General features: G+C 59.4%; 35 protein-coding genes. 30 read left to right on the forward strand and 5 right to left on the reverse strand.

Annotated elements, in window-relative coordinates:
- Nucleotides 1-504: 504 nt before the first annotated feature.
- The 5 genes from EIO64_RS08190 to EIO64_RS08210 form a co-directional block, all read right to left on the reverse strand.
- A complete protein-coding gene (locus tag EIO64_RS08190; protein WP_158629740.1) occupies nt 505-951 on the reverse strand; it encodes an RsiV family protein in 447 nt (148 codons plus the stop codon).
- A 245-nt stretch (nt 952-1,196) separates the two neighbouring features.
- A complete protein-coding gene (locus EIO64_RS08195; RefSeq protein WP_136891159.1) occupies nt 1,197-1,409 on the reverse strand; it encodes a hypothetical protein in 213 nt (70 codons plus the stop codon).
- Nucleotides 1,410-1,578: 169 nt separating this feature from the next.
- On the reverse strand, nt 1,579-2,115 hold the full coding sequence (locus tag EIO64_RS08200; RefSeq protein WP_136891160.1) for an LptM family lipoprotein: 537 nt from the start codon (nt 2,113-2,115) through the stop codon (nt 1,579-1,581).
- Nucleotides 2,116-2,381: 266 nt separating this feature from the next.
- Complete coding sequence (locus tag EIO64_RS08205) at nt 2,382-4,319, reverse strand: S-layer homology domain-containing protein (protein WP_249390853.1); 1,938 nt, start codon at nt 4,317-4,319, stop codon at nt 2,382-2,384.
- Nucleotides 4,289-6,184, reverse strand: coding sequence for an SHIRT domain-containing protein (locus tag EIO64_RS08210; RefSeq protein ID WP_158629741.1), 1,896 nt, complete (start codon nt 6,182-6,184; stop codon nt 4,289-4,291). Before EIO64_RS08210 ends, EIO64_RS08205 begins: the two co-directional genes overlap by 31 nt.
- A 96-nt stretch (nt 6,185-6,280) precedes the next feature.
- Here EIO64_RS08210 and EIO64_RS08215 point away from each other — a divergent pair, with 96 nt between their 5' ends.
- The 30 genes from EIO64_RS08215 (at nt 6,281) to EIO64_RS08360 (ending at nt 22,892) form a co-directional block, all read left to right on the forward strand.
- On the forward strand, nt 6,281-6,541 hold the full coding sequence (locus EIO64_RS08215; RefSeq protein WP_136891162.1) for a helix-turn-helix domain-containing protein: 261 nt from the start codon (nt 6,281-6,283) through the stop codon (nt 6,539-6,541).
- Nucleotides 6,542-6,589: 48 nt separating this feature from the next.
- The gene (locus EIO64_RS08220; protein ID WP_136891163.1) at nt 6,590-7,225 is read left to right on the forward strand and encodes a DUF6273 domain-containing protein; all 636 of its coding nucleotides are present in this window, start codon (nt 6,590-6,592) and stop codon (nt 7,223-7,225) included.
- A 53-nt stretch (nt 7,226-7,278) separates the two neighbouring features.
- Nucleotides 7,279-7,743, forward strand: coding sequence for a hypothetical protein (locus tag EIO64_RS08225; RefSeq protein WP_136891164.1), 465 nt, complete (start codon nt 7,279-7,281; stop codon nt 7,741-7,743).
- Nucleotides 7,733-8,149 carry a hypothetical protein gene (locus EIO64_RS08230; protein ID WP_136891165.1) on the forward strand — a complete coding sequence of 139 codons (417 nt, stop codon included), beginning with the start codon at nt 7,733-7,735 and terminating at the stop codon, nt 8,147-8,149. Before EIO64_RS08225 ends, EIO64_RS08230 begins: the two co-directional genes overlap by 11 nt.
- On the forward strand, nt 8,149-8,514 hold the full coding sequence (locus EIO64_RS08235) for a hypothetical protein (RefSeq protein WP_136891166.1): 366 nt from the start codon (nt 8,149-8,151) through the stop codon (nt 8,512-8,514). The genes EIO64_RS08230 and EIO64_RS08235 overlap by 1 nt, the downstream gene beginning before the upstream one ends.
- Nucleotides 8,489-9,076 (forward strand): MT-A70 family methyltransferase, encoded by a 588-nt coding sequence (locus EIO64_RS08240; protein ID WP_136891167.1) that lies wholly within the window; start codon nt 8,489-8,491, stop codon nt 9,074-9,076. The genes EIO64_RS08235 and EIO64_RS08240 overlap by 26 nt, the downstream gene beginning before the upstream one ends.
- Nucleotides 9,077-9,628, forward strand: a complete 552-nt coding sequence (locus EIO64_RS08245) for a hypothetical protein (protein WP_136891168.1) — start codon at nt 9,077-9,079, stop codon at nt 9,626-9,628.
- A gap of 9 nt (nt 9,629-9,637) precedes the next feature.
- Nucleotides 9,638-9,859: a hypothetical protein gene (locus EIO64_RS08250; RefSeq protein ID WP_158629742.1), complete on the forward strand. Its 222-nt coding sequence runs from the start codon at nt 9,638-9,640 to the stop codon at nt 9,857-9,859.
- Nucleotides 9,856-10,236: an HD domain-containing protein gene (locus EIO64_RS08255; RefSeq protein ID WP_158629743.1), complete on the forward strand. Its 381-nt coding sequence runs from the start codon at nt 9,856-9,858 to the stop codon at nt 10,234-10,236. The genes EIO64_RS08250 and EIO64_RS08255 overlap by 4 nt, the downstream gene beginning before the upstream one ends.
- Before the next feature lie 80 nt (nt 10,237-10,316).
- A complete protein-coding gene (locus EIO64_RS08260) occupies nt 10,317-10,496 on the forward strand; it encodes a hypothetical protein (RefSeq protein ID WP_136891170.1) in 180 nt (59 codons plus the stop codon).
- A complete protein-coding gene (locus tag EIO64_RS08265; protein ID WP_136891171.1) occupies nt 10,493-10,675 on the forward strand; it encodes a hypothetical protein in 183 nt (60 codons plus the stop codon). The genes EIO64_RS08260 and EIO64_RS08265 overlap by 4 nt, the downstream gene beginning before the upstream one ends.
- Nucleotides 10,672-11,613: a transglycosylase SLT domain-containing protein gene (locus EIO64_RS08270; protein ID WP_158629744.1), complete on the forward strand. Its 942-nt coding sequence runs from the start codon at nt 10,672-10,674 to the stop codon at nt 11,611-11,613. The genes EIO64_RS08265 and EIO64_RS08270 overlap by 4 nt, the downstream gene beginning before the upstream one ends.
- Nucleotides 11,614-11,869: 256 nt before the next feature.
- Nucleotides 11,870-12,448, forward strand: a complete 579-nt coding sequence (locus tag EIO64_RS08275) for a hypothetical protein (RefSeq protein WP_136891173.1) — start codon at nt 11,870-11,872, stop codon at nt 12,446-12,448.
- 2 nt (nt 12,449-12,450) lie between these two features.
- Nucleotides 12,451-12,681 (forward strand): hypothetical protein, encoded by a 231-nt coding sequence (locus EIO64_RS08280; RefSeq protein ID WP_136891174.1) that lies wholly within the window; start codon nt 12,451-12,453, stop codon nt 12,679-12,681.
- Nucleotides 12,662-13,342, forward strand: coding sequence for a DNA methyltransferase (locus EIO64_RS08285; protein WP_136891175.1), 681 nt, complete (start codon nt 12,662-12,664; stop codon nt 13,340-13,342). Before EIO64_RS08280 ends, EIO64_RS08285 begins: the two co-directional genes overlap by 20 nt.
- A 206-nt stretch (nt 13,343-13,548) precedes the next feature.
- Nucleotides 13,549-14,298 carry a rolling circle replication-associated protein gene (locus EIO64_RS08290; RefSeq protein WP_136891176.1) on the forward strand — a complete coding sequence of 250 codons (750 nt, stop codon included), beginning with the start codon at nt 13,549-13,551 and terminating at the stop codon, nt 14,296-14,298.
- A gap of 9 nt (nt 14,299-14,307) precedes the next feature.
- Nucleotides 14,308-14,610 (forward strand): DUF4406 domain-containing protein, encoded by a 303-nt coding sequence (locus EIO64_RS08295; RefSeq protein ID WP_136891177.1) that lies wholly within the window; start codon nt 14,308-14,310, stop codon nt 14,608-14,610.
- Complete coding sequence (locus EIO64_RS08300) at nt 14,607-16,343, forward strand: DNA cytosine methyltransferase (RefSeq protein WP_249390854.1); 1,737 nt, start codon at nt 14,607-14,609, stop codon at nt 16,341-16,343. The genes EIO64_RS08295 and EIO64_RS08300 overlap by 4 nt, the downstream gene beginning before the upstream one ends.
- Nucleotides 16,343-16,786 (forward strand): XF1762 family protein, encoded by a 444-nt coding sequence (locus EIO64_RS08305; RefSeq protein WP_136891179.1) that lies wholly within the window; start codon nt 16,343-16,345, stop codon nt 16,784-16,786. The genes EIO64_RS08300 and EIO64_RS08305 overlap by 1 nt, the downstream gene beginning before the upstream one ends.
- Before the next feature lie 9 nt (nt 16,787-16,795).
- Nucleotides 16,796-16,978: a hypothetical protein gene (locus EIO64_RS08310; RefSeq protein WP_118427841.1), complete on the forward strand. Its 183-nt coding sequence runs from the start codon at nt 16,796-16,798 to the stop codon at nt 16,976-16,978.
- Nucleotides 16,959-17,762, forward strand: a complete 804-nt coding sequence (locus tag EIO64_RS08315; protein WP_136891180.1) for a DUF5131 family protein — start codon at nt 16,959-16,961, stop codon at nt 17,760-17,762. The genes EIO64_RS08310 and EIO64_RS08315 overlap by 20 nt, the downstream gene beginning before the upstream one ends.
- Nucleotides 17,763-17,765: 3 nt before the next feature.
- Nucleotides 17,766-18,014, forward strand: coding sequence for a hypothetical protein (locus tag EIO64_RS08320; protein ID WP_136891181.1), 249 nt, complete (start codon nt 17,766-17,768; stop codon nt 18,012-18,014).
- Nucleotides 18,011-18,256, forward strand: a complete 246-nt coding sequence (locus tag EIO64_RS08325; protein WP_136891182.1) for a hypothetical protein — start codon at nt 18,011-18,013, stop codon at nt 18,254-18,256. Before EIO64_RS08320 ends, EIO64_RS08325 begins: the two co-directional genes overlap by 4 nt.
- 2 nt (nt 18,257-18,258) lie before the next feature.
- Nucleotides 18,259-18,657: a hypothetical protein gene (locus tag EIO64_RS08330; RefSeq protein WP_136891183.1), complete on the forward strand. Its 399-nt coding sequence runs from the start codon at nt 18,259-18,261 to the stop codon at nt 18,655-18,657.
- A gap of 12 nt (nt 18,658-18,669) precedes the next feature.
- Entirely contained in the window at nt 18,670-19,143 is a 474-nt protein-coding gene (locus EIO64_RS08335) for a DUF1064 domain-containing protein (protein WP_249390855.1), read from the forward strand.
- A gap of 2 nt (nt 19,144-19,145) precedes the next feature.
- Entirely contained in the window at nt 19,146-19,673 is a 528-nt protein-coding gene (locus EIO64_RS08340) for an RNA polymerase sigma factor sigma-70 region 4 domain-containing protein (protein WP_136891184.1), read from the forward strand.
- Between the two features lie 107 nt (nt 19,674-19,780).
- Nucleotides 19,781-20,167, forward strand: a complete 387-nt coding sequence (locus EIO64_RS08345) for a hypothetical protein (RefSeq protein WP_136891185.1) — start codon at nt 19,781-19,783, stop codon at nt 20,165-20,167.
- A gap of 54 nt (nt 20,168-20,221) precedes the next feature.
- The gene (locus EIO64_RS08350; protein ID WP_249390856.1) at nt 20,222-20,827 is read left to right on the forward strand and encodes a hypothetical protein; all 606 of its coding nucleotides are present in this window, start codon (nt 20,222-20,224) and stop codon (nt 20,825-20,827) included.
- A complete protein-coding gene (locus EIO64_RS08355) occupies nt 20,824-22,650 on the forward strand; it encodes a terminase gpA endonuclease subunit (RefSeq protein ID WP_136891186.1) in 1,827 nt (608 codons plus the stop codon). Before EIO64_RS08350 ends, EIO64_RS08355 begins: the two co-directional genes overlap by 4 nt.
- A 14-nt stretch (nt 22,651-22,664) precedes the next feature.
- Nucleotides 22,665-22,892: a DUF6148 family protein gene (locus EIO64_RS08360; RefSeq protein ID WP_136891187.1), complete on the forward strand. Its 228-nt coding sequence runs from the start codon at nt 22,665-22,667 to the stop codon at nt 22,890-22,892.
- Nucleotides 22,893-22,898: the final 6 nt, after the last annotated feature.

Raw genomic sequence — 22,898 nt, forward strand, 5'->3', positions numbered from 1 at the left:
TGTGCTTCTTTACTATCTCTGCTTGAGGTGGGTCTGTCAGAACCATGTTGTCTGTCCGCAGCAGCTCTGCCCGGCTTTTTCAGGGCCTTTCGCCCGGGTCTTCACCAGAGTGCTCTTATCGGATGCCCGTTCCCATTTCTGGTACATATCTGATGGTATGCCATCTCTCACATCAGCCATCTGCTCATGTCCGCCATTATTCACGCTCCGCCTTGCTATGCGGCTGAAGAGCCGTGGGATGCTTTGCCTCAGAATACGCCCTGCTCCATCATGGCCTCAGCCACCCGCTTGAAGCCGGCGATGTTGGCGCCTGCCACCAGGGTGCGCCGGAGTGTAAACCGGCGCCTTTTGATCTTGTGCCCACTCTGGCTGGAGTCTGCAAAAGTATTCCTGCTCTGATGGCGGCAATGCAGCCCCCCCTTTCAGGACGGCAGTTCTTTTCTGCCCAGAAATAATGAAACAGGCCGTCGGCTGCAGCCGGCGGCCTGTTTTCAGTTTCTCCGGTTATTGATACAGCTTCGGGATCCGAAAGCTCTGCTCGCCATTTGCCTCATCCGTCACGGTTCCGGCCGGGAAGTAAATCACCGGATTTCCCTCCTCGTCCACCTCGAACTTCGTGGTCCCGCCGATGGTCACATAGTCGCTCAACGGCGTGTTGTCCTCAATCGGGAAGTAGCGGACCTCCGGGTCCTTGTCCATGCGGTTGGCCATCTGCATCGTGATCGTCTCCGTCAGGTAATTCACATAGTCCTCTCCCAGGAGCTCCTCCAGCGTGACGTCCTCCTGCTGGGCAGACGGTTCTTCCGTCTCCGGCGCAGCCGCCGATTCCTGCGGCGGAGTCTCCGGATCCGTCCCCTCACTCTCCGCGGCAGACGCGCCGCAGGCAGTGAGAAGCAGCATACAGAGCAGCAGTGTGAGGAGCGTGGAAATCTGCATCCGATTCTTTTTCATGATGAATTCCTCCATTCCATATTCATCCGCAGCACCCGTCCGGGCGCCTGTTCCCTTTTGATACCGATACCATAAGCCCTGTTTCCGGCAAAGCAGCCGCAAAAAGGCATCATTGTTGCATCATTTCCCTTCTGCGGCACGGGAGGCCGGTTCCTTCCCGGAGAGGTCCCACACAAATCCCATCAGCTCCACACTGACGCGCCCGCTGCGGCCCTCCACCTTCCATCTGGGGCCGGGCCGTACTGTCAGATCTCCAGCCTGAGACCTCTGCGGAAGGCCTGTCCAAGCGCTTCCGCCGTGCCCAGGGAACCCCTTGCCGAGCGGAGTGTGGAGTCGATCCACACCGGCAGCCCCGTGCCCTTGTCCACCATCATCCAATGGTCATCCCGGTGCTCCGGGCCGCCCCGCAAATACAGCATACCGGCGGCCAGACTGCCGTCGGCCTGGATATACACCACGCCGCCTCCGCCTAGGCCTTGCTATGCTCCTCCGTCTGTTCCAGCAGTTGGGTGGCGGAATAGACGTCCAGCTCCGGATACCGGATGGTCCTGCCCAGCAGCTCCAGCTTTTCCGGCAGCGACGCCTCCCCCGCCGCCAGCCGCCTTTTGTCCCCTGCGGAAGAGCAGGTCAGTAATTTATTCCCACAATGGCCAGTCTGCCATCGACAACACTGAACACCACATTGGGCCTGCCGCTGGCGGACAGGGCAAATCCTGCCTTGCTGGGGGCCAGCCCCCCGGGGTCCGCCCCGGCGATCTCAGAGACCAGCTCTTCTGAGAAGATCCGGTCCGCTTCCAGTGCGATCAGGTCCTCCCGGGACTCCACAGATTCCCCTCCATCGGAAAAGCCGATGTACAGCGGATACGACGCCAGGTCCGCCAGCGCCTCCAGATTCTTTTCCGCCACTGCGGCCTGGATCTGCTCTGCAAATGCTGTAACAGCCTCCGTATCTATGGAAAAATTATCTGTATACTGGGGCGCTTCCGTATCCGCACCGTCCTCCTCAGGGGTCCGGCCCCCATCTTCTCCAGCGGTCTCCTCCGCGGGCTGCTCCGCCTGCGGAGAGCTGCCCCCCTCCGGCGAGGTACTGCCGCTCTGGCCGCAGCCTGCGAGGGACAGGCACAGGAGCCCTGTTAATGCCAAGAAAATGAGCTTCTTCTGCATCGTTTATGATCCTTTCCTCAAGATGTTTGCCGGCGTCATCCTCTGTGGGACTCCGGCTGTCTTATAAGACGCCCCAAAGGGCAAAAAAGTTTTGGCGGCCGCTTTTCCTCTTCCACCTCCGGAGGATCACGCCTCCGGAATGTCGCCGGCGCGACCGCTGGCCACGAAGAGTCCCGATGCGCCATCGGAGGCCGTCAAAAGGCCGTGGGAGAGGCAAATGCCTCTCCCACGGCCTTTGGGGAATCAAATTCTGCCAGAGTACGCGCTTACTTGGTCACCTCGCCGCCGGGGGCAGAGTGAGCCGTAGACCAGGCGTGCTCCAGAGCCGCCCAGTCGCGCTGTTCCAGCTTCTCCGTCCACTTCTCGACCTTGTCACCGCTGACGGTCACCCAGGTGTAGTCGTGGCTGTTGGTCGCCTCCTGCATGTCGGCATAGAACCAGTCCTCCGGATTGTTGTCGGGCCAGGTGATCATCTCGTCCTCGTCCAGCAGCCGATCCTCATCCGGGCTGCGGCCCAGGGCGCGGTTCACGATCACGCAGGCCTGTGCCCGGGTGATGTTGGTGTTGGGGCGGAAGGTCCCGTCATTAAAGCCCTCGATCAGGCCCACGCGGGCTGCCGCCTCTACGTACTCGGTGTACCAGGCGTTAATATCCACATCGGTGAAGTATCCCTGGTAGTCCTCCCGGGTGGTCTCGAAAAAGCCCACCGCGATCTTGGCAAATTGGGCGCGGGTGATCTTGGCATAGGGCCGGAAGGTCCCGTCCGAGAACCCGTCGATGATGCCCATGTTGGTCAGGGTGGAGATGGCGTTGTTGCACCACAGGTCGGAGCTGCAGTCCGTGTAGTCGTTGACCTGGCTCCAGTACTCCTCCCGGGTGTCGTCCGTCAGCAGGCGGAAGAAGATGGTGGCCACTTCGCCCCGGGTGATGGTGCCGTAGGGCTGCAGCGTGCCGTCGGAGTAGCCGATGATATAGGAGTAATGGTCCTCCGTGTTCAGGGTGGGCCGGCTGCCGCCTCCACCGCCGCCTCCGGTGCTGCCGCCGCCCCCGCTGCTCTCCTTCTCGTACACCAGCACGAAGGGAGAGAAGCTGCCGGCAGTGAAGACCAGATGGTCGCCGTCGCGGGTAGCTTGGATCTTTTCCACAGTATGCGCGGTACCAGCCAAGTCGCCTGTGTCGCTGGCGCTCTCACGGTCCATGCCGGTATAGTGTACCAGGTAGAACGCGCCGTCCTCGTCGGCGTCGGCGGGCATGGGCCAGTAGATGGTCAGCGCCTGCTGGTTGCCCAGGGTTACCACGGTGTTGCCGTTCTGGGTGTCCACCAGGTCCAGATAGGCCATCTCGTACTGGGGGGCGGATAGCGTGTTGTCCGTGGCCGCGACTTTTGCAAGGGCGTCAGCGCCCATGGCGGCGTCGAACGCGTCGCTGTTGGAGACGCTGTCCACTAGCAGCTGCACGCGGCCGGGATCCACCTGGACCTCACTGTCATTGACATAATAGGTCACATTGCCGTTGTCAACGGCAGTGATCTGGTTCGCGTCCACAGTGTCGGCGCTGGTCACGATCTCGTTGGTGGAAGTGCCCTCGTCTGTGACGCTCTTGACCAAGAGATGGCCGGTACCGATATCAACGCTGCAGACGAGCGTATCACCGCCGGCGGAGAACACCGCCTGAATCTCGCTCTGGTTCAGACCGCCGTCGTAGATGGTCATCTCATAGTTGGCAGAAACAACGCCCTCTTCCATTCGGATGTTGTCGGTAGTGATGATGTTGCCGTCATCTGTGAACTGGAGCCGGACCTTGACGCCTTCATTTTCACCCTCGATTTGGTTCGGGCTCAGGCTATATACATAGCGGCTCACGTTGCCGGTTGCATCTCTCGAGTAGACGCCCTGGTCCATCAGATCCCAGCGGCGGATCGCCGCACCAGTCTCCTGGTCATAATAGTAGAAGCTCAGGTAGTCCGCCAGGTTTGCAGCCTGCGTCAGGTCCACGCCATGGCTGGTGAGCCACGCTTCCACAGAGTCGGGCAGATCGATGTGATAACCCGGCTCCGGCAGGCCCTGTTCCGTGCTGCCGACAAAATCGCCCGCATCGTCCAGCACACCGCTGTATCCGGTTCCGCCGGTGTAGATCACAATGTCCGCCGGCGTGATGGTGATGGCATAGGGCTTCACCTCCACGGGGTCCGCCGGGACCTCCACCGGGGATCCTCCGGATGTTCCGTGTCCGTGACTACCACGGTGTTCACGATCTTCTGGTTCACATCGTCCAGTGAGGTCTGATAGCTGGCGTACAGCGTTGCATAGGTCCAGCCTTCGACAATAACCGGATTGGTGACCGTATTGCCCTCCTCATCTGTCAGCGTCACACCTTCCAACTTGTCAGTCACATCCAGGGTCAACGTCTCATCCGTCATGCTGGCAATGGTGATGGTCCAAGTGATGGGATCGCCCACGGTGACAGAGGTCTGATCCGGCTCTTTGATCACCATAAAACGGCCGTCTCCGGGATCGGGCTCGGGCTCTTCGGGAGTCGCCTGGAAATCCCAGCGCCCGTACAAAGTGGTGTCGGCATCGATGGCAGAAATCGTTCCGCCGTAAGGGACACCGACTTTGTCATACCAGCCGATAAAATACCAGGTCCCCTGCTCGTCTGAAACCTGCAATTCACTGGGCGGCTGAATGGTGTAATTGCTGCCGGCAGCCAGTGTTTCCGTTTCAGGCAGTTCCACGCCCTCCGGGTGATCGCCGGCCCACGCATAGGTAACCGTGACCTGGGTCGGCACGACCCCTGCGGGGTGGAAGGTCACAACAAAGAGATCCCAATCCTCTACCGGGTCTCCGATCTTCGGAGCATCACAGTCCTCATAGTTGCAGGTCCAGCTGGGATCCCCATAGCCTGTATCAGGTGTTGCCTCCAAGATATCGCCTTCGGCCAGGCGATACTTGCCATCTGCATTAACCTCCACGATTGCCGTGTAGGTGGTCTGCTCATTGCTGAACGTGCCGTTTTCCGCAAGGAAAATCACCGAGATGGTATTCCCCGGCTCCTCTCCAGCTTTCTGGAACTTCGCTGTGAAGGTGGTGTCCTCGTCGTAGGGCAAGCCTGCCAGGGACTTCATTCCCGCGTTCGTGTCAGTTCTATGATAGTAGTCATCGGTCCACTCCACGAACTCACAGCCCTCTTCTGCTGTCGCCACAGCTCCCGTCGGAGAGGCCATGCCGGTCGTCTGGTCTCTGGTGACGACTTCTTTCTCCAGGCTTACAAAGCCCATAGCGTGATCGGCACTGACATAGGTGAAGACAATCTGGTCCTTGTCGGGGGTCCCGTCGGGTTCGTCGTCGGGACCCAGCTCGTCGATGTCATAGTAGACGTCGATGGAGTTATGGCCTGCTTGGAGAGTCTCACCGTCTACAATCTCGACATCGTTCAGTTCCGCCCGGTCAAAGATGTATGTGCTACCGTTATAAGACGTACGGTCAGTGTTATACAGCCCGCTGACCGGCGTGCCTGCCGTGGACGGCCTATCCTTGGGATCGGTCTCTGTTTCTTCATTCCCATCTCGGTCCACATAATGGTACACGACAGTGTATGTGCACTCGTCGGGCGTCACCGTGCCGTCGGTGGTTGCGGTGAAGACAACGTTGTGCTCAGGCATGTAGAACAGGCCTTCAATAATGTCGCTTTCCTGAAGGTCATTTGTAGTCCATTCAGTAGCGTCTTCTGCCTGCTTCTTGATTACAACGGTTTCCCCGTAGGTGTAGGACTCTGGTTCAGCGTAGAGAGTCCCGTCCAGATAATAGGTTACGGTAAATTCCCGTTCTGTGCGCGTATACTCCGCTCTATACGTAATGTCCCCGGTTACAGTATCCGCTATTTCAGGAGACCATCCGGTAAACTCATACGAATAAAGTTCGCTGGGTTCTTTAGTCGGATCCTCAATTCTCGGTGTCTTATCGCCGTAAGCCAGCCCGGGAAATACGGTCTGGGGACTTGTTGTTGTGCCGCCATTCAAGTCGTAAGTCACCGTATAGCTGTTGAGCTGAGAGAAGCTGCCCTCGATCACAACAGCATGATCGGTGAAAATGCTACTAATAAGAGTAACAAAGGGTAAACCCCTTGTTACTCTTATTTTTTATGAAAAAACGGAGGTGAAAGGACCATGAGCAACAAATATTTGGGACCCGCGGATCGGCAGCTGATTGCAGAGAAGTGGGCCGCTTATGCGTCGGTGCGGGAGATCGCGGCCCTGGTGGGCGTGGCGCCTAAAACAATCTATCAGGAATTGCGTCGCGGGAACAATGGCACCCTGGACAAGAACAGCCGCCAGTCATACAACCCCGATCTGGCCCAGCGTCGTTTCCAGGAAAGCCTCCGCCGGCGCGGAAAGCCCCTGAACAGGGCGCGGGCCGCCAGTGAATGAGGGACCCCACCGCCCTGGGGGCGGGTAAATGCAAAGGAGGAAAAAGCAATGGCAACCATGATCAAACAGACGAAAGAGGAAATCAGCTGGGCGGAGATCGCCAGGGCCAGAGAGATGGGTGTGCTGGACAAGCTGCTGGCGGAGCGGGATGTGATCCGTTTCAACCTGCGGAGCGGCACCGAGGTGGCCATCATGGTGGAAAAGGTGGAACCGGGCCGGGTGTGGATGGGCTTTGTGGACGGCGTGGCAGAGCGTCCCATGTATGAGAGCCTGCTGGTGCGCCCGGTGTCCTGGAAAGAGAGCGACGCACGGAAGTGGTGCAACACCGATCTGGTCCAGGATCTCCCGGAGGACCTGGTGTCCATCATTACACCCCGGACCATTCGGCAGACGGTAGAGGACAAGGAGCTGGTAACCACGGATCTGCTGTGGCTGCATAGCGCAACGGAGTTTTTCGGGCGTCGGACATGGGCCTCTGGCGACGATCCCACGGAGGAGCAACTGCCGGTCTACAAGACCGAGCGGGACCGCGTGAAGATGTGGAACGGGCGGACATGGCCGCATTACACCCGGTCCGTCTATGCGTCGTACAGCAACAGTTTCTGCCGTGTCTATACGGACGGCACGGCCACCACCGACAACGCCGACGGTTCGAGGGCCGTGGCCCCCGGCTTTTGGATCTAATCGAACAATCCAGAAAAATCAAGCCCCGCAAGGGGCGGAGAAAGGAGCCGGACATGGCAAAACGAAAGGAAATCAAGTGGCGGTGGGAAGCCCGCGGCACCATGATCGGACGGCAGAACGGGATCATTTTTCGGATTTATCACCCGTGGGACATGCCGGAGCGGGAACACACCGTAAGCTGCTACGACACAAAGGGATCCGCAAGAACGATCAGCACGGCGGGTTACAGAAAATTCACCTGGGAGGAGGCCGTGGAGTTCTGCCAGGCAATCGCAGCCGGAGAGATTGACCTGGAGGACCTGCGGGCGGAGTTTGCCGCGATAGAGGCAGAACGGGAACGGCAGGCGCTCCGCAAAGCCGTGGAAGAGGCCAAGGAGTTCCGGGGCCACCTGGAGGCGGCGGGAATTTCATACAACACCCTGCTGGAACTGGAGGCGCTGCGGGGAAACCTGGGAAGCCTGGGACACAACGCGCTCCTGGGATTTGAACGCGGGGAGGGCTGGCCGGATGGGACCTGACGGGAAAGGCACCGCCCAGGCAGCGGTCTACATAGACGGGCAGCCGGTGCAATACGCCGGAGAAATCACGCTACCGGAGATCACCGCAGCGCCGGAACAGATGGAGAGCACGGAGGCACCGCCGCTCCTTGCGTCAATGGGCTTTACGGTGGAGCAGTTCAATGAAGCGGCCCGCTTTATGGCGGAAGCGTTCGGCATTTTCTGCGACAAGCTGGCGGAGGCCACCAGAGCGATGGTAGACGCATGGGAGGCGATCCGGGCGGCAGAGGAGTTCCGCAAGGCCCTGCGGTGGGCGGAGGCGGCCAACAGGCCGCTGGCCGCCCGCTACCACCACACCAAAAAGAAGCGGATCCGCAAGAAGTACGCAAAGCGGATCCTGGCCTGGTATCGGGAGGAGATCCTGTAATGCTGCGACTGAAAGCCACAAAAACCAGTTTGTACAAGCTGGTGGCGGAATTTGTGCCGAACCTGCCTCCCATGCGGAGCGGGACCAGCTTCACCAAATATCCGAGAACCCCGGACTATGCCCTGGACTGGATCACGCAGGAATGGGACACGGCACATGCCTTTTTCTCCACCTGCATGGGCCGCCCGCTCCTGTCCATTGAGATCAGGAGCGGAGAAACCGGAAAGACGGTGAACCGAACCACACACGCCCTGAACCTCCGGGATCTCCGGGAGCGGGGCATGGTGGAGGAGTTCATCACGGCGGCAGAGCGCCGGCGGGTAGAAAGGAGTGCCGACAATGGTGGACTTTCTCCCGCTACCTGATAAGGAATACAGCGTGATTTATGCGGATCCCCCGTGGCAGTATCGGCAGCACGGGACCACGGAAAAGAGCCGGGGCACGGCACTGAAACAGTACCCAACCATGGCAACCGAGGATATATGCAATCTGCCGGTGCGGAAAATCTGCGGGGGGGGGGCAGCCTGTTTTCTATGGGCAACTTTCCCGAACATTGCCGAGGGGATCAAGGTCCTGGAGGCATGGGGGTTTCAGTATAAGACCGCGGCTTTTGTGTGGGTGAAAAAATACGCCAGGAGCGGGACCAACTTTTGGGGCATGGGAGCCTACACCCGCGCCAATGCAGAGGTGTGCCTGCTGGGGGTATCGCCTGGGTTTAAGGCAAAAGAGCGGATCCGCAGCCACAAGGTACACCAGATCATTGAGGCCCCTTTCGAGGGGCACAGCAAAAAGCCGGATGAAACGCGACGGCGGATCGTGGAACTGCTGGGGGATGTGCCCCGCCTGGAAATGTTCGCCCGCCAGAGGGCGGAGGGCTGGGACGCCTGGGGAAACGAGGTGCCGCCGGAAGAAAGGACGATCAAATAAATGACCGAGCGGGAAAGACTGCTGGAGAAGCTGGGAAAGGTCAAGGCCATGGCGGATCGCGGCGAGGGCGGGGAGAAAGAGAGCGCGGAGCGCACCCTGGCCGCCCTTATGAAAAGGTACGGGATCACCGAGGAGGACCTGGAGGACACAAAGGCCACCATTCACTGGATCCGCTACAAAACGGACTGGGAGCGCAGACTGCTGGGACAGCTGGCTTATATGCACCTGGGTACGGGCCATTCTTTCGGGTGCATGGGTCAATACACGGGAAGATCCCGGAAAAAAGTGGGGATCAAGTGTACAGCGGCCCAATACATCGAGATCGAGGCAGATTTTGCCTTTTATAACGAGGCCATGAAAGAGGAAATGGAACTGTTTTACAGCGCGTTTCTCCAGAAAAACAGGCTTTTCCCGCCGCCGGAGCTGGCCGCGGAACCAACAGAGGCGGAAAAAGAGGAATGGGAAGATATGGAACGGATGTGGAAGATCCACTCCATGATGAACGGGATGGACCGGCACACGCGACACAAGGCCCTGGAGGCCGCAGAATAGGAGCAGACCATGGACAAAAGACAGGGGCGCCCGGCCAGGCTGGAGATCGGAATGGTGGTGGTGCGGACGCCGCAGACAATATTCGAGGAGGAGCACGGAAAGGAGATCCGGCGGCCCAGGCAGGGGCAGGTGGACTATATCCACCCATTGGGCCGGTTTCACATTGTGGCCTTTCGTGTTCGCGGGAAAATCATCAAGGAAACCTTTCAGGGTGTGGAGGTATCACAATGAATTTTTTGGAAATGAACGGACTGCAAACGGCGCAGACCCATTTCAAGGACATTTTTCAAAACAATATCCACCGGGACTATGCGGACGCCATGCTGGACTGGCTGGAGCAGGAAACAGACTTTTTCACGGCCCCGTCCTCCACGAAGTACCACGGGGCACACCCCGGCGGCCTGCTTGTCCATAGCCTTAATGTGTACTACCGCCTGCGGAATATTGCGATCCGCGATCTGGCGGACAAGGAGGATCCGGGGAAATGCCGCCTTTCGGAAGAACAGGAGGAAACGGTGGCGGTCATTGCCCTGCTGCATGATGTGTGCAAGGTGGGCTGCTATCACATGGAAACCAAGCGGCGGAAGAACCCGGAAACTGGCCGCTGAGAGGATTATGAGGGATATACATACAAGGACCCCCTCCCCTGGGCCACGGAGAGAAAAGCCTGTACCTGATCCAGCGCCACATGGTCCTGCTGCCGGAGGAGGCGCTGGCCATCCGGTGGCACATGGGCGCATACGATGACGCGGCCAAGGCAGACAGCCGCGCCATGGCGGCGGCTATGGCGGCCTCCCCGTGGGTGTGGCGTTTGCAGGAAGCGGACATGTGCGCCGCCTGGATCGACGAACGGGAGGCCGGGCAATGAAAAAGGAGCTTTGCAAGCCATGTGCCATTGCCCTGGAGAACCGCGGAAAGACCGTAAAGGCCGCCGGAGGGCGGTGTGAGAAAATCACCTGCGCGGAATGTGGCCGCCGGCGTTTCGGGTACACCTACGAGGTGACCGGCTGGCCACACCGCAGGAAAAAGGAGGACATGCTGACATGAGCCAGAGAAAGGCCAAAGAATACCGCCGCGCCATGGAGCAGTACAACGGGGTGGCCGAGGATGTGGACGATCTGAAACGCCGTGTCGGAGCGTTGGAGGCAAGGCACTACCGGGAGGACCGCGACAAGGCGGTGGACATGATCCAGCGCCGTGCGGCGGCAAAAAAGTGGGAGGAAACGGTAAAGGCAAGAACCATGAAAAAAGCGGAGCATGAGCGAAAAGCACGGGCAGAGGAACGCCGGCGGCGGATCGCAAGGCGGAGGCTGATCACCCTGGCCCTGGGCGCGCTTGCGGTGGTCATGCTCCTGGCCTCCGTGATCATGACCATCACGGCCAAGCCGGCGGCGGAAGCCGCAGAGGCAGAGATCACCGGCGCCGCCGTTACTTCCACGCCGGTCGCCCTGGTGACCGCAGAGCCGGACATGTGGGACGGCGAGGGAGAGGATCCGCTGGAGGCGGAGAAAATCGAGGAGGCCCTGCTGGCCTCCGGGTATTTCTCCGTGGCGGTGCCTATGTGCTACGAATACCAGGACTACATGCGGACCTACTGCGCGGCCTATGAGTGCCCCTATCCCCTGGCCCTGGCCGTGGCAGAGGTTGAAAGCCACTTTGATATGGGCGCGGTGGGCGCCGCCGGCGAGGTGGGGATCATGCAGCTGAACCCAGGCCCGGAGAATACATACTGGATCAACCTGGAGGCAGAAACCGAGCTGGACCCCACCACCCCCTCCGGGAACATTGCCGCCGGGTGCTACCTGCTGGGAATGTACATGCAGGAATACGGGGACGCAAACAAGGCGGCTATGGCGTACAACATGGGAGTGAGCGGAGCGGAAAATGCCTGGGCGGAGGGTATCACCTCCACCGACTACTCCACCGCCGTGGTGGAAGCCATGGAGCGGTGGGAGGTCACAGTGAACGCATGGAATGGGATATAAGCCGGGCAGGAATACGGGCCGCGGCAGAGCGGAGGGCACGGATCCACCGCTGGCAGGCACCGGGCCGCGCCAGAGTGGTACACCCGGCCCGCGGGTCCGTAGTGGTCCCGCACAGTTCAAACCTGGCGGCGATCCTGAACGCGGCGGAGGTATGGGGCTGCGACTGGACGGAGATCCGGGACGCAAAGGTGTGGGCGGCACCTGGAGAAAAGGCGGTCCCAATGCCTACATTATATAAATAAGGAGGCGGAGCGAAATGCTGATCAACGAAAGCGGCCTGGTGCGCTGTATCAAGCGGGCGTATAGGTCCGCCGGGTACGCGGTGGTGACCCAGGACGATAGCATGGCAATCTACACGGAGCAATGGTATGTCCAGTGCAAGCGGGCGGCCCTGCCCCGCAAGGTGCTGGCCACAATCGTGGAACACATGGGCATGATACCGGACACGGCGCCCATGTCCATCATAAAGGACGGGGATCCGCAGCTGATCATGCCGGATGTGGCCAGGGACGAAACTTCACACTGGAGAACCGGGGAACGCACAGACACGGTGACCATGGCCACCGTGATCATGCAGGGTTACCAGATATTCCAGCCGGAGGGCGGCGGCGCCTGCTACGGCGTGAGCCTGTCCGACCTGGAGATCATGGAGCGGGAAATTGCAGAGCATGGGCAGGCAACTGTGGTAGACGGGGACCGCCTGCTATGGTGCGGGGACAACGAAGTGGTGGCCCTGGACACCGTGAGAAAGGCCCGGTCAAGCTGGGCAAAGGAATGGGAGCGGGCCGTATGGAACGCCATGGAGGGCGTGGATCTCCATAAAGAGGAGGCGTGACAATGCCACAGACGAATTTTGACCGGATCACCGCCTCCCCGGAGGTGCTGGCCGCTTTCCTGGCCTCCCTCCCCTGCCTGGAAGCCCCGTGGGATGACGCTTTCCACCGGGTTTTCTGCGACAACTGCCAAACAACGGACTGCCCGCAGGTATGCCCGCATGAAGCGGAGCGGAACAGCCCAGCGTGGTGGCTGGAGCTGGAGGTGCAGGCCAATGGAGAACCGGGCTTTTAATATGGATTGCATGGAGGCCATGCGCTCCATGCCGGATCAATGTTTCGACCTGGCCGTGGTAGATCCCCCGTATGGGATAGATGCAGCCAATATGAATTTAGGGCTAGGGAAAACAAAGAAATGTTCAAAAATTCAAAACCGAAATTTCGGGAAAAAGGGCTGGGATAAAAATATTCCTCCAGAAAAATACTTTCGAGAATTAGAACGGGTATCGAAAAGACAAGTCATTTTTGGAGGGAATTACTTCACACCATTTCTTGAACAAGCACATAGAGGATGGATTGTTTGGTATAAGGGGCAACAAGGGCTAACAATGAGCGACTGCGAACTGGCGTATTCCACATTCGACACACCGACAAGGGTGGTGATTATAAATCGAGCACAGTTTCAAAAAGAAGGGTTTAAGATACATCCGACCCAAAAGCCGGTGGCCCTGTATGCCTGGATTTTTCAACACTACGCAAATCACGGGGACCGGATCCTGGACACACACCTGGGGAGCGGGTCAAGCCGGATCGCCGCGTGGGACGCCGGGCTTGATTTTATCGGATACGAGATCGACCGGGAGTATTTCGAGGCCCAGGAAAAGCGGTTCCAACAACACACCGCGCAACTGTCCATATTTGGCGAGGGAGTATCTGATCACAATATACATTTTTAGGGAAATGAAAACCACCTGCGCCTGGTGCTGATAACACGGCGCAGGTGGACAGATACGAGGCGGCGCGGAGGCCGTCCTGGATAGCTGTATTATAGCATACTCCCGGACGGCCTGCAAGCCGCAAAATTTGACGGGGCTGCGGCCCCGTATAGCTCCGGTAAGAGCAATTAGTAAAGTGACCAGCAGACCAAAAGGAGGAGAACACCATGGCCTATGTCCATAGGCGGGTGAAAGCTGGCCGCACCATCGAACACAGGAAAATGCAGTCATACCGGATCCACACCAAGGGGGTCCAGAGGGGGCCGAACCACGGGACCACATCGGCAAAGCAGGCCAAGATCAACGAGCGGGTGGCAGAGGAGCACCTGCGCTGGGACCTCAACGCCAATTTTGGCCACCGAGATCTCCACGCCGTCCTCCACTACTACGCCAAGGACACCAGCTTTGAGGAAATCCTGGAACACAAAGCCGTTTTCCTGCGGAACCTGCGGAAGATCTGCAAAAAACGCGGGATCAAGTACAAGGCCGTGGTGGTCATCGAAACCAAAAGGATGACAAATCCGCACATTCATGTGGTAATAACGCACATGGACCCGGAGATCATCACGGAGGCGTGGGAGTTTGTGCCGAGGGGCGGCGGGGGCGTCAGCTTCAAACCGCTGGACCGCCGCGGGAACCATGCAAAGCTGGCGGCCTATCTGGTCAAAGAAAGCCGGTCAACCATGGAGAAGTACCGGGAGATCGGGAAGCGGGGCAAGAGGTACAGCAAAACACAAAACATGGCCAAGCCCGTGATTACATACACCACCGTGGCCGCTTCCTCCTGGCGCAAGGAGCCGAAGCCAAGCAAGGGCGCCGTGCTGTACATGTTCGATGACGGATCCACCACGCGGAGCGGGTGGCATGAAATCAGCGGTTACCCATACCAGGAATATTTTGAGGTTTTCAACGAATAGGAGGACGCCATGAAAATTTACCTTGCCGGCAGGATCGCCGGGGATAGAAAATACCGGGCAAAGTTCCGGGAGGCCGCCAAGGCGCTGGAGGGAATGGGGCATGTAGTCCTAAACCCTGCCACCCTGCCGGACGGACTGACAGACGCGGACTATATGCAGATCTGCATGGCCATGCTGAACGCGGCGGATCTGGCCGTGTTCCTGCCGGACTACCGGGAGAGCCGCGGCGCCATGGTGGAATGGGCGTACTGCCAGAGGATTGGGAAAGACTGCGCCCTATACATGGACATGACAGGGGGCGGCAGACAGTGAGCAAAGCGCAGATCAGCATGTGGGAGGAAAAGATTGTGGACAGTTTCGCCGGCGGCGGTGGAGCTTCCACGGGAATTGAACTGGCCACGGGCCGGGTGGTGGACATAGCGATCAACCACGATCCAGACGCCATTTTAATGCACAAGACCAACCACCCGCACACCGTACACTATCAGGCCAGCGTGTGGGATGTGGACCCGCTCGAAGTCACCGGCGGCAGCCCGGTGGGCCTGTTGTGGGCCTCCCCTGACTGCAAGCATTTCAGCAAGGCCAAGGGCGGGAAGCCCGTGAACAAACGGATCCGGGGGCTGGCCTGGATCGTCCTCCGCTGGGCTGGGACGGTCCGCCCCCGCGTGATCATCCTGGAGAATGTCGAGGAGTTCCAGACCTGGGGGCCGGTACGCCGCGGGCGCCCGGTGAAGTCAAAGGCCGGGCAGACATTCAAGCAGTTTATTTCCCAACTGGAGGGCCTGGGCTATGCCGCGGAGTGGCGGGAACTGGTGGCGGCGGACTATGGAGCGCCGACAACGCGCAAGAGGTTTTTCCTGATCGCCCGCTGCGACGGGCGGCCCATTGTGTGGCCGGAACCAACCCACGCGCCAGCGGGCAGCCGGGAGGTGCTGGAGGGGCGGAAAAAGCCGTGGAGGAGCGCGGCGGAGATCATAGACTGGAGCCTCCCATGCCCCTCCATTTTCGACACGCGGGAGGAAATCCGGGAGAAATACGGCCTTTCCGCCCAGCGGCCCCTCCGCCCAAACACCATGCGCCGGGTAGCCAGAGGCGTGGACAAGTTTGTGATCAAATCCGCTGCCCCGTTTATCGTACCAATGGGCTACGGGGAGCGGGACGGACAGGCCCCGCGAGTTCACAATATCGCAGACCCAGCACCCACGGCGGTGGGGAAAGGCAAGCATGGAGTTTGCGGCCCGGCCATGGTGCCGTGGACGGTGACAAACACCACCAACTCCACGGGGCACCCCGTCAATGAGCCGATAGACACGGCACGGACCGGCGGCGGAGGCGGTCAAATGTTTTTGGGGGCCTCCCTGATCCAGTATCACACGGAGCAGTCAGAACATGTGAGAGGCCAGGAGATCACCGGGCCGATCATGACCATTGACGCAGCCAACCGCTACGGCCTGACGGCGGCAAGCCTGGTCAAATACTACGGGAACGACCAGCACGGCCAGAACATCCGAGACCCGCTCCACACGGTAATATCCAAGGACCACGAGGGCCTGACAACTGCGCACCTGGTCAAGATGAAAGGCACCAACCTGGGAGGGCCTGCCACGGAGCCAGTGCAGACCATCACCGCCGGAGGAGGCCATCATGGAGTGGTCACCACGCGGATCACAAGAGCGGAGCCGGGCGCGGATCTCAAACACTGGCCGGAGATCCGGGAGCTGCTGAATACATATTGCGGCTATGACCTGGGGCCGGAGGATGTGATCCTACTCCAGATCGGCGGCGTATGGTATTTCATGGCGGACATTGGCCTGCGCATGCTGACGCCGCGGGAACTGTACCGAGCCAACGGTTTCCCGGATGATTACAAGATCGAGCGGGACTATACCGGCCAAACCTACGGGAAAAGCAAGCAGGTGGCCAGATGTGGCAACGCCGTGCCCCCTCCCTTTGCCACGGCGCTGGTGCGGGCCAACCTGCCGGAGTGGTGCGCAGGGGTGGAGATCAGCACCATGGAGGAACTGGAAAGGGCGGTGGCGGTGTAATGCTGGAAATCGTCCCCATGACATTGCGGGAGGCCAACGCCTTTGTGGAGCAAAACCACCGCCATCATGGCCCGGTGGCCGGGCATAAATTCTCCATAGGGCTTTCGGACGGAGAGCGGATCGTGGGCGTTGCCATTATAGGGCGCCCGGTATCACGCCACCTGGATGATGGGTGGACCCTGGAGGTAAACCGCCTTTGTACTGACGGAAGCCGCAACGCCTGTTCCATGCTGTATGCCGCAGCGTGGAGGGCGGCGCGGGCAATGGGGTATAAGCGCCTGGTGACATACATCCTGGAGAGCGAAAACGGAGCAAGCCTGCGGGCAGCTGGGTGGAAATGCGTAGGACAGGCCGGCGGCCTACGATGGACCGGACGCCGGAGGCCGGAGGTAGACCTGTACCCAGCACAAATGAAAATCCGTTTTGAACGGACGGCGGAATGAGGTGGAGCCATGAACGGAAAGAAAAACATGCGCCGGATCAGCGTCCTGGTGACCGCGCAGACGGCATATAACCTGGACAAACTGGCGGCCATGTGCGGCTACCGGGAGCGGGGCCATGTGATCGACAAGCTGGTGAGAGAAAAAATGCTGCAACTGAACGGAGGAAAGCGACATGAACAAAACGAAAATTGACTGGGCCACCATGAGCTGGAACCCCGTAACTGGGTGCCGCCATGGGTGCCCATACTGCTACGCCAGACGGACCGCCCGCCGCTTTGACGCCGGGTGTGCGGATCCTGCCCCGCTGCCTGGCGGCCTCCATGTGCTGACGGAGAAAATCAAGGCCACGCCCTACCCATACGGGTTTGAGCCTACCATGCACCGCTACCGGCTGAACCAGCCGGAGCGCCAGGAGGAGCCGCAGACGGTTTTTGTGTGCAGCATGGCGGACCTGTTTGGCAGATGGGTGCCCACCTCCTGGATCGTGGAGGTCCTGGACGCATGCAGGCGCGCCCCGCAGCACCGCTATTTGTTTCTGACCAAGAACCCGGCCAGATACCTGGAGCTGGACCACATGGCCCTGCTTCCACATGAGAGCAATTTTTGGTATGGCAGCACCGTGGCAAACGAGGACGCAGAAGCCATGTACACCATGCAGGGGGTGGCAATAAACAGCTTTTGGTCCATGGAGCCGCTGCTGGGGCCGGTGGACATGAGCAAGGCGGAGGGACTGCCGCAATGGGTGATCCTGGGAGCTGAAACCGGGAACCGCCGGGAAAAAGTGGTGCCGCGGCGGGAATGGGTGGATCAGATCGTGCAGTTTTGCGCGGAGAATGAGATCCCCGTGTTTTTCAAGGACAACCTCCGGGCGCACTTCCCGGATCTCCCGCCATCCACTTTCCCATGGGATGACCGAGAGAGTAAAACGGCAAAGTGGGCCGCCAACTTCATGGGGCGCTTTGAAAGGCAGGTGTGAACCGTGGACAAAATAGAAATCGGCTACACCGTGGAAAAAGAGCGGTGGCTGGAGGCCGCCGAAAATCTGCATGAGTTTGGCCAGATCATGGCGCGGAACCTGCGGAACATGAACCGGGACGGACGCGGACAGGAGGACGCGGACGATCTTATGGCGGACATTATGCTGGCCTGTACAGCAATCGGCTATGTGGCGGAGTTTGCCGTGGATCAATGCCGGTTTATCCCTATGCCGGGAGGTGGTCAGAAATGAGTGAACAGAAAAGGCCGGAGATCTGCGAGTATTGCGCCCTGGGTGATCACGACGCATATATTTGCGCCCGCTGGCGCCTGTCCTATGCCGTGAATGAACTGAAAAAGGCGGTCCCGCTGCTGCGGCGGACAGCAGAAAAGCAGATGAAATGCCCGTACTACTACCCCGCCGGCCTCCTGAAAACCGGCCTGGTCATAATGGACGAAATCGGGCCGTGGCCGCCGGAGAGAAAGGGGAGCTGATCATGCGGGCGGTGCTTTTGAGCATAAAGCCGGAATGGTGGGAGAAGATCCTGGCCGGCGAGAAAGATCTGGAGATCCGAAAAACGGCCCCGCGGGCCGGAGCCGGAGGGCCGGAGCCGTGGCCGCTGCTGGTCCTGGCCTATGTGAGCGGGACCGGGGCGGTGCTGGGGCAGTTCCTTTGCATGGGGTGGGTAAAAAGCAACTGTTTTCGCTATTTGGCCTCCCGCTCCTGTGTGCCGGCGGAGGACCTGGAGAAATACGCCGGCGGAAAATCCCTGTATGGCTGGATCGTGGGAGAGGCGGAGGAATACGAAATGCCCAGTCCGCTGGCGGAGTTCGGGCTGACCCGCCCGCCCATGTCGTGGCAGTACATAGAGATCCCGGACGATAAGGAGGAATAGGGGGACGAATAAATGGCAATCAGTCTTTCAGACCTGCCGCCAAAGTATCAGCAGCAGGCCATGGAAAAATACAGGAAGCAACAGACGCGGCGGGGGCCTATGCCCTCCGCCGCCGATGTGCAGGATCCGGGGAAGCCGATGAAGTATCGAAACAACCCCACCGAGCGGGTCACCTCCTCCGGGGCCGTCATACGCTTTGACAGCCAGAAAGAGGCCAGGAGATACGACCACCTGATCCTCCGCCAGCAGGCCGGAGAAATCCGGGATCTGCGCCTCCAGGTGGATTTTACTTTGCAAGAGGCATACACGGACCAGGAGGGGCGGAGGATCCGCGCTATCAGATACAGGGCGGATTTTACATACAGGGAGCGGGACGGGCGCCTGGTGGTGGAGGATGTGAAAAGCCGGCCAACCAGGACGCGGGAATACCTGATCAAGCGCAAACTGATGAAAGAACAGCGCGGAATTGACATAACAGAGGTGTGAGCATGAACCAGCAGACAACGGGCGGGGCTACCCGCGAGGCCGTAAAAGAATACTTGCAGCAGTACCACATGGCGAGAGAGCGCCGCCGCATGCTGGAGCGCCGCCATGATGTGCTGGCGCGGGAGCTGCGGGCGCCGGCACCTGGATCCACATACATGACCATGCCGGCCTCACACCCCGCAGCGGACAGCGAGGGGGCCGTGTCCGTTGTCTTTCGGCTTGCGGAGGTGGAGGACCGCATAGAAGCCCAGCGGACCGCCATGGGACGGGCCGTCACCATGGTAATGGATCTCATTGACCTGCTGCCGGAGAACAGCATGGAGCGCACCGTGGTGGAGTTGCGACACATCGACTGCAAGAAATGGGAACGGATCTGCAAAGAGGTACACATGAGCAGGTCCAGGGTGAACGACTACTACAACGCAGCCCTGGACACGATCCTGTCCAATAAGCGGGCGCAGAAATTGGTGCAGGATTTTGAGCAGGACAGGGGACACGGAACCGGCGGAGAAAAAAGTGGGCCAATTTGAAAAGTTCGGACACTATCGGACATTCGCCTGTGTTATGCTGGTATCGTGGAAAAACGGCAGGGGCAAGAGAGCAGAACCCCCGCAACATAGAGAGAGGCCGCCAGGGCGTGAAGAACCTGGCGGCCTCTGTGTTTTTTCACACCATGGGCCGGGGAGCAGAACCGCAGGGGCTTTTCTCCTTTCACCCTGTCCTGCCGCATTGTACCAGAGTGCGGCGGGCCGGCCCGATCCGGGTGGTGCCCAGGGCCTCCTATGCCGATGGGGTGGCCCTGGGCGCACCGGAAAATCACAACCACCTCCCCCGTTTGGGTCCTTTCTGGAAAATAAATCTTTGCGGGGCAAGTGAAGCCCGATTATTTTCCGCAAAAAATCCAAAATTTTCAGGGGTGTTTCGTTACGCATTTACTAAAAGCGGGGAAAGCATACCCCCTTTAGGGGGTATGGGCAGGAAAAGGAGCGGTAAAAAACGCGAAATCGTCCGCGGCGGAGGATGACAAACCGACGGAGCGGGACGATCCGGGCCAGCGGCACAAAAGGAGGTGCAGCCGGTGGCGGGGAAAAAGAGGGCCGGAACGGCCAAAACAGGAGCGGACAGCAAGGCGGAAAAAGCGCCGGCGGCCCTAACTGCTGTCCCGGAATGGGCAAGCACCACGGCGGTGGCCAAACTGCTGGGGAAAACCACCCGGCGGATCCAGCAGCTCACCCAGGACGGTGTGCTGGAAACCGAGGTGCCGCCCGGCGGCGGCGCCCGAAAATATAAAACCTGCGAAACGATCCAGCGTTATATTGCCCACATCGAGCAAAAGGCCCAGGAAACGGCGGCGGCCAGCTCCACCGCGGAGCTGAACCTGCGGAAGCTGGAGGCGGAGGTAGAACTGAAAGAAAGCCAGGGCCAGCTCCACAAGCTGAAAACCGCCATTGCCGAGGGGAAATATATCAAGGCAGAGGAGGCCACCAGGGATCTGGCGGACTTCATGGCCATGTTTAAGAAATTCGCCATGAACATCCCACCCCGCGCCGTGAAATCCATAGCCGGATATGCGGACCCGCAAACGGCCAGGGCCATGGAAAGGGCAATGCGCAAGGAGCTGGAGGATATGCTGGCCGTATTCGTTGACGCGGCGGAGATCGGACCGGAGGAGGCAGAGCCATGAGGCCGTACAGGGTAAAGCCGTACACGGTGCCATCGTGGATCCACCGGGCGCTCCTGTCCCTGCGGCCAGCGGAACGCCTGCCGGTTTCCAAATGGGCGGAGAAATGGCGGGTCCTGCCCGACACCAACGCCATACCGGGGCCATTCCGCAACAGCGTGACCCCGTATCTGGCGGAGATCATGGACGCCTTTTCCAACGAGGATGTGGAGCGGATCGTATTTGTAAAGCCCACCCAGGTGGGAGGCACCACGGCCCTGGAGAATATGCTGGCAAGCGCCATTGACCAAGACCCAGCACCGACTATGATCGTCTACCCCTCCAAGGAACTGGCAGGGCGGACGGTGGAGGCGAAACTGGAGCCGATGATCCGGCAATGCAAACCGCTGGCAGCCAAGTACCGGGAGGCGGAAAGTCAAAAGCTAAAGCTGAAATTTGAAACCATGTTCGTTTTTCTTTCGGGAGCAAACAGTCCGGCATCCCTGTCCTCCACCCCGATCCGGTATCTGTTTCTTGACGAAGTGGACAAATTTCCGGGAGCCTCCAAAAAAGAGGCGGATCCGGTTTCCCTGGCCATAGAGCGCACCAAGACCTACACCACAAACCGCAAGATCTTCATGGCCTCCACCCCGACGCTAAAATCCGGCCATATCTGGAAAGCCAAGGAGGAGGCAGAAGCGGAGAAGCATTATTTCGTACCATGCCCCCATTGCGGTGAGTACATCGAATTTGTTTTTGCACAGCTGAAATGGCCGAGCAAGGACGATGTGCCGGACAGCGCCGAGCGGGCAGAAATGGCAGCGTATTCCTGCCAAGCCTGCGGGGCCGTGATCACAGACCAGGACAAGGGGAAAATGCTGGCCGCCGGCAGGTGGCAGACGGTCCGGCAGACCGCCGCCAGGCCCTCCAGCGTGGCCTATTGGCTGAACACCCTGTACTCCCCTTTCACGCGGTTTTCAGAGATCGCCAAGGAGTTCCTGCGTTGCAAAGATGACCCGGAGCTGCTGCAAAACTTTGTCAACAGCTGGCTGGCGGAGCCGTGGGAGGACACCAAACTGCGCACCAATGCGGAGCTGGTGCTGGAACGGCAGACCGAGGTGGAGGCATACGACCTGCCGAAATGGACAAAGCTGATCACCGCCGGCATTGATGTGCAGGAAAACTGCCTTTACTGGACAATCCGGGCCTGGGGAGATTACATGACCAGCCAGAACATTGCACACGGACAGGCGCTTTCCATGAACGAGGTGGCGCAGATCATGAACACCGAGTTTATACACCCGGACGGACAGCGGCTTGTGGTGTCCCTGGCCTTGATGGACAGCGGAGACCAGACGGATGAAGTTTACGACTTTTGCCTACTAAATTCAGATTGGGTGTTGCCAAGCAAAGGAACCAGCACCATGCTGTCTAACTATCGCCTATCCACGATCAACAAGGCAGGAAGCAATGCCAACGGAATGACACTGGTACTGGTGGACGGGGGAAAATACAAGGACATGATCGCCGCCCGCATGAGGAAGCCAAACGGGCGCGGATCATGGATGGTCTACAAGGACTGCGATCTGGACTATGCGGAGCAGGTTACCGCGGAGCATAAAGTGACCGAGCGAGTAAACGGGAAAGTGGTGCAGAAATGGGTGCCAAAAACTACCCATGCAGATAACCACTATCTGGACTGCGAGGTGTACGCGGCGGCGGCGGCGGACATGCAGGGCGTCCGATCCCTCTACCTGCAAAGCCAAGAGCCGGAGAAGCCAAAAAAGCCGGAGCCTGCGCCGACACCGGAGGAAAATTGGATCCGGCAAAATGAAAGCTGGGTATAAAACGGGAGGACAAAATGGAAAACACGCAGATGAAGCCGGCGGAAATGCTGGAGCAGGTAAATAAAGCCATTGCGGCGGTGCTGGTGGGAGGCCAGTCATACAAGATCGGCAGCCGGTCCCTGACACGGGCGGACCTGTCCATGCTGAAATCCATGCGGGACGATCTGGAGGCCCAGGTGGCAGCGGGCACCCCCTCCCACCTGCTGGATCGGACCTTTGTGGCCTACTTTGACGGGAGGTGACGGCAG

Source organism: Dysosmobacter welbionis, assembly GCF_005121165.3.
In the GTDB taxonomy this organism is placed as follows: domain Bacteria; phylum Bacillota; class Clostridia; order Oscillospirales; family Oscillospiraceae; genus Oscillibacter; species Oscillibacter welbionis.

Coding starts and splice junctions, on each gene's coding strand:
- EIO64_RS08190 (WP_158629740.1), bottom strand. CDS start 951: ATGAAAAAGAATCGGATGCAGATTTCCACGCTCCTCACACTGCTGCTC.
- EIO64_RS08200 (WP_136891160.1), bottom strand. CDS start 2,115: ATGCAGAAGAAGCTCATTTTCTTGGCATTAACAGGGCTCCTGTGCCTG.
- EIO64_RS08215 (WP_136891162.1), top strand. CDS start 6,281: ATGAGCAACAAATATTTGGGACCCGCGGATCGGCAGCTGATTGCAGAG.
- EIO64_RS08220 (WP_136891163.1), top strand. CDS start 6,590: ATGGCAACCATGATCAAACAGACGAAAGAGGAAATCAGCTGGGCGGAG.
- EIO64_RS08225 (WP_136891164.1), top strand. CDS start 7,279: ATGGCAAAACGAAAGGAAATCAAGTGGCGGTGGGAAGCCCGCGGCACC.
- EIO64_RS08230 (WP_136891165.1), top strand. CDS start 7,733: ATGGGACCTGACGGGAAAGGCACCGCCCAGGCAGCGGTCTACATAGAC.
- EIO64_RS08235 (WP_136891166.1), top strand. CDS start 8,149: ATGCTGCGACTGAAAGCCACAAAAACCAGTTTGTACAAGCTGGTGGCG.
- EIO64_RS08240 (WP_136891167.1), top strand. CDS start 8,489: ATGGTGGACTTTCTCCCGCTACCTGATAAGGAATACAGCGTGATTTAT.
- EIO64_RS08245 (WP_136891168.1), top strand. CDS start 9,077: ATGACCGAGCGGGAAAGACTGCTGGAGAAGCTGGGAAAGGTCAAGGCC.
- EIO64_RS08250 (WP_158629742.1), top strand. CDS start 9,638: ATGGACAAAAGACAGGGGCGCCCGGCCAGGCTGGAGATCGGAATGGTG.
- EIO64_RS08255 (WP_158629743.1), top strand. CDS start 9,856: ATGAATTTTTTGGAAATGAACGGACTGCAAACGGCGCAGACCCATTTC.
- EIO64_RS08260 (WP_136891170.1), top strand. CDS start 10,317: ATGGTCCTGCTGCCGGAGGAGGCGCTGGCCATCCGGTGGCACATGGGC.
- EIO64_RS08265 (WP_136891171.1), top strand. CDS start 10,493: ATGAAAAAGGAGCTTTGCAAGCCATGTGCCATTGCCCTGGAGAACCGC.
- EIO64_RS08270 (WP_158629744.1), top strand. CDS start 10,672: ATGAGCCAGAGAAAGGCCAAAGAATACCGCCGCGCCATGGAGCAGTAC.
- EIO64_RS08275 (WP_136891173.1), top strand. CDS start 11,870: ATGCTGATCAACGAAAGCGGCCTGGTGCGCTGTATCAAGCGGGCGTAT.
- EIO64_RS08280 (WP_136891174.1), top strand. CDS start 12,451: ATGCCACAGACGAATTTTGACCGGATCACCGCCTCCCCGGAGGTGCTG.
- EIO64_RS08285 (WP_136891175.1), top strand. CDS start 12,662: ATGGAGAACCGGGCTTTTAATATGGATTGCATGGAGGCCATGCGCTCC.
- EIO64_RS08290 (WP_136891176.1), top strand. CDS start 13,549: ATGGCCTATGTCCATAGGCGGGTGAAAGCTGGCCGCACCATCGAACAC.
- EIO64_RS08295 (WP_136891177.1), top strand. CDS start 14,308: ATGAAAATTTACCTTGCCGGCAGGATCGCCGGGGATAGAAAATACCGG.
- EIO64_RS08305 (WP_136891179.1), top strand. CDS start 16,343: ATGCTGGAAATCGTCCCCATGACATTGCGGGAGGCCAACGCCTTTGTG.
- EIO64_RS08310 (WP_118427841.1), top strand. CDS start 16,796: ATGAACGGAAAGAAAAACATGCGCCGGATCAGCGTCCTGGTGACCGCG.
- EIO64_RS08315 (WP_136891180.1), top strand. CDS start 16,959: ATGAACAAAACGAAAATTGACTGGGCCACCATGAGCTGGAACCCCGTA.
- EIO64_RS08325 (WP_136891182.1), top strand. CDS start 18,011: ATGAGTGAACAGAAAAGGCCGGAGATCTGCGAGTATTGCGCCCTGGGT.
- EIO64_RS08330 (WP_136891183.1), top strand. CDS start 18,259: ATGCGGGCGGTGCTTTTGAGCATAAAGCCGGAATGGTGGGAGAAGATC.
- EIO64_RS08335 (WP_249390855.1), top strand. CDS start 18,670: ATGGCAATCAGTCTTTCAGACCTGCCGCCAAAGTATCAGCAGCAGGCC.
- EIO64_RS08340 (WP_136891184.1), top strand. CDS start 19,146: ATGAACCAGCAGACAACGGGCGGGGCTACCCGCGAGGCCGTAAAAGAA.
- EIO64_RS08355 (WP_136891186.1), top strand. CDS start 20,824: ATGAGGCCGTACAGGGTAAAGCCGTACACGGTGCCATCGTGGATCCAC.
- EIO64_RS08360 (WP_136891187.1), top strand. CDS start 22,665: ATGGAAAACACGCAGATGAAGCCGGCGGAAATGCTGGAGCAGGTAAAT.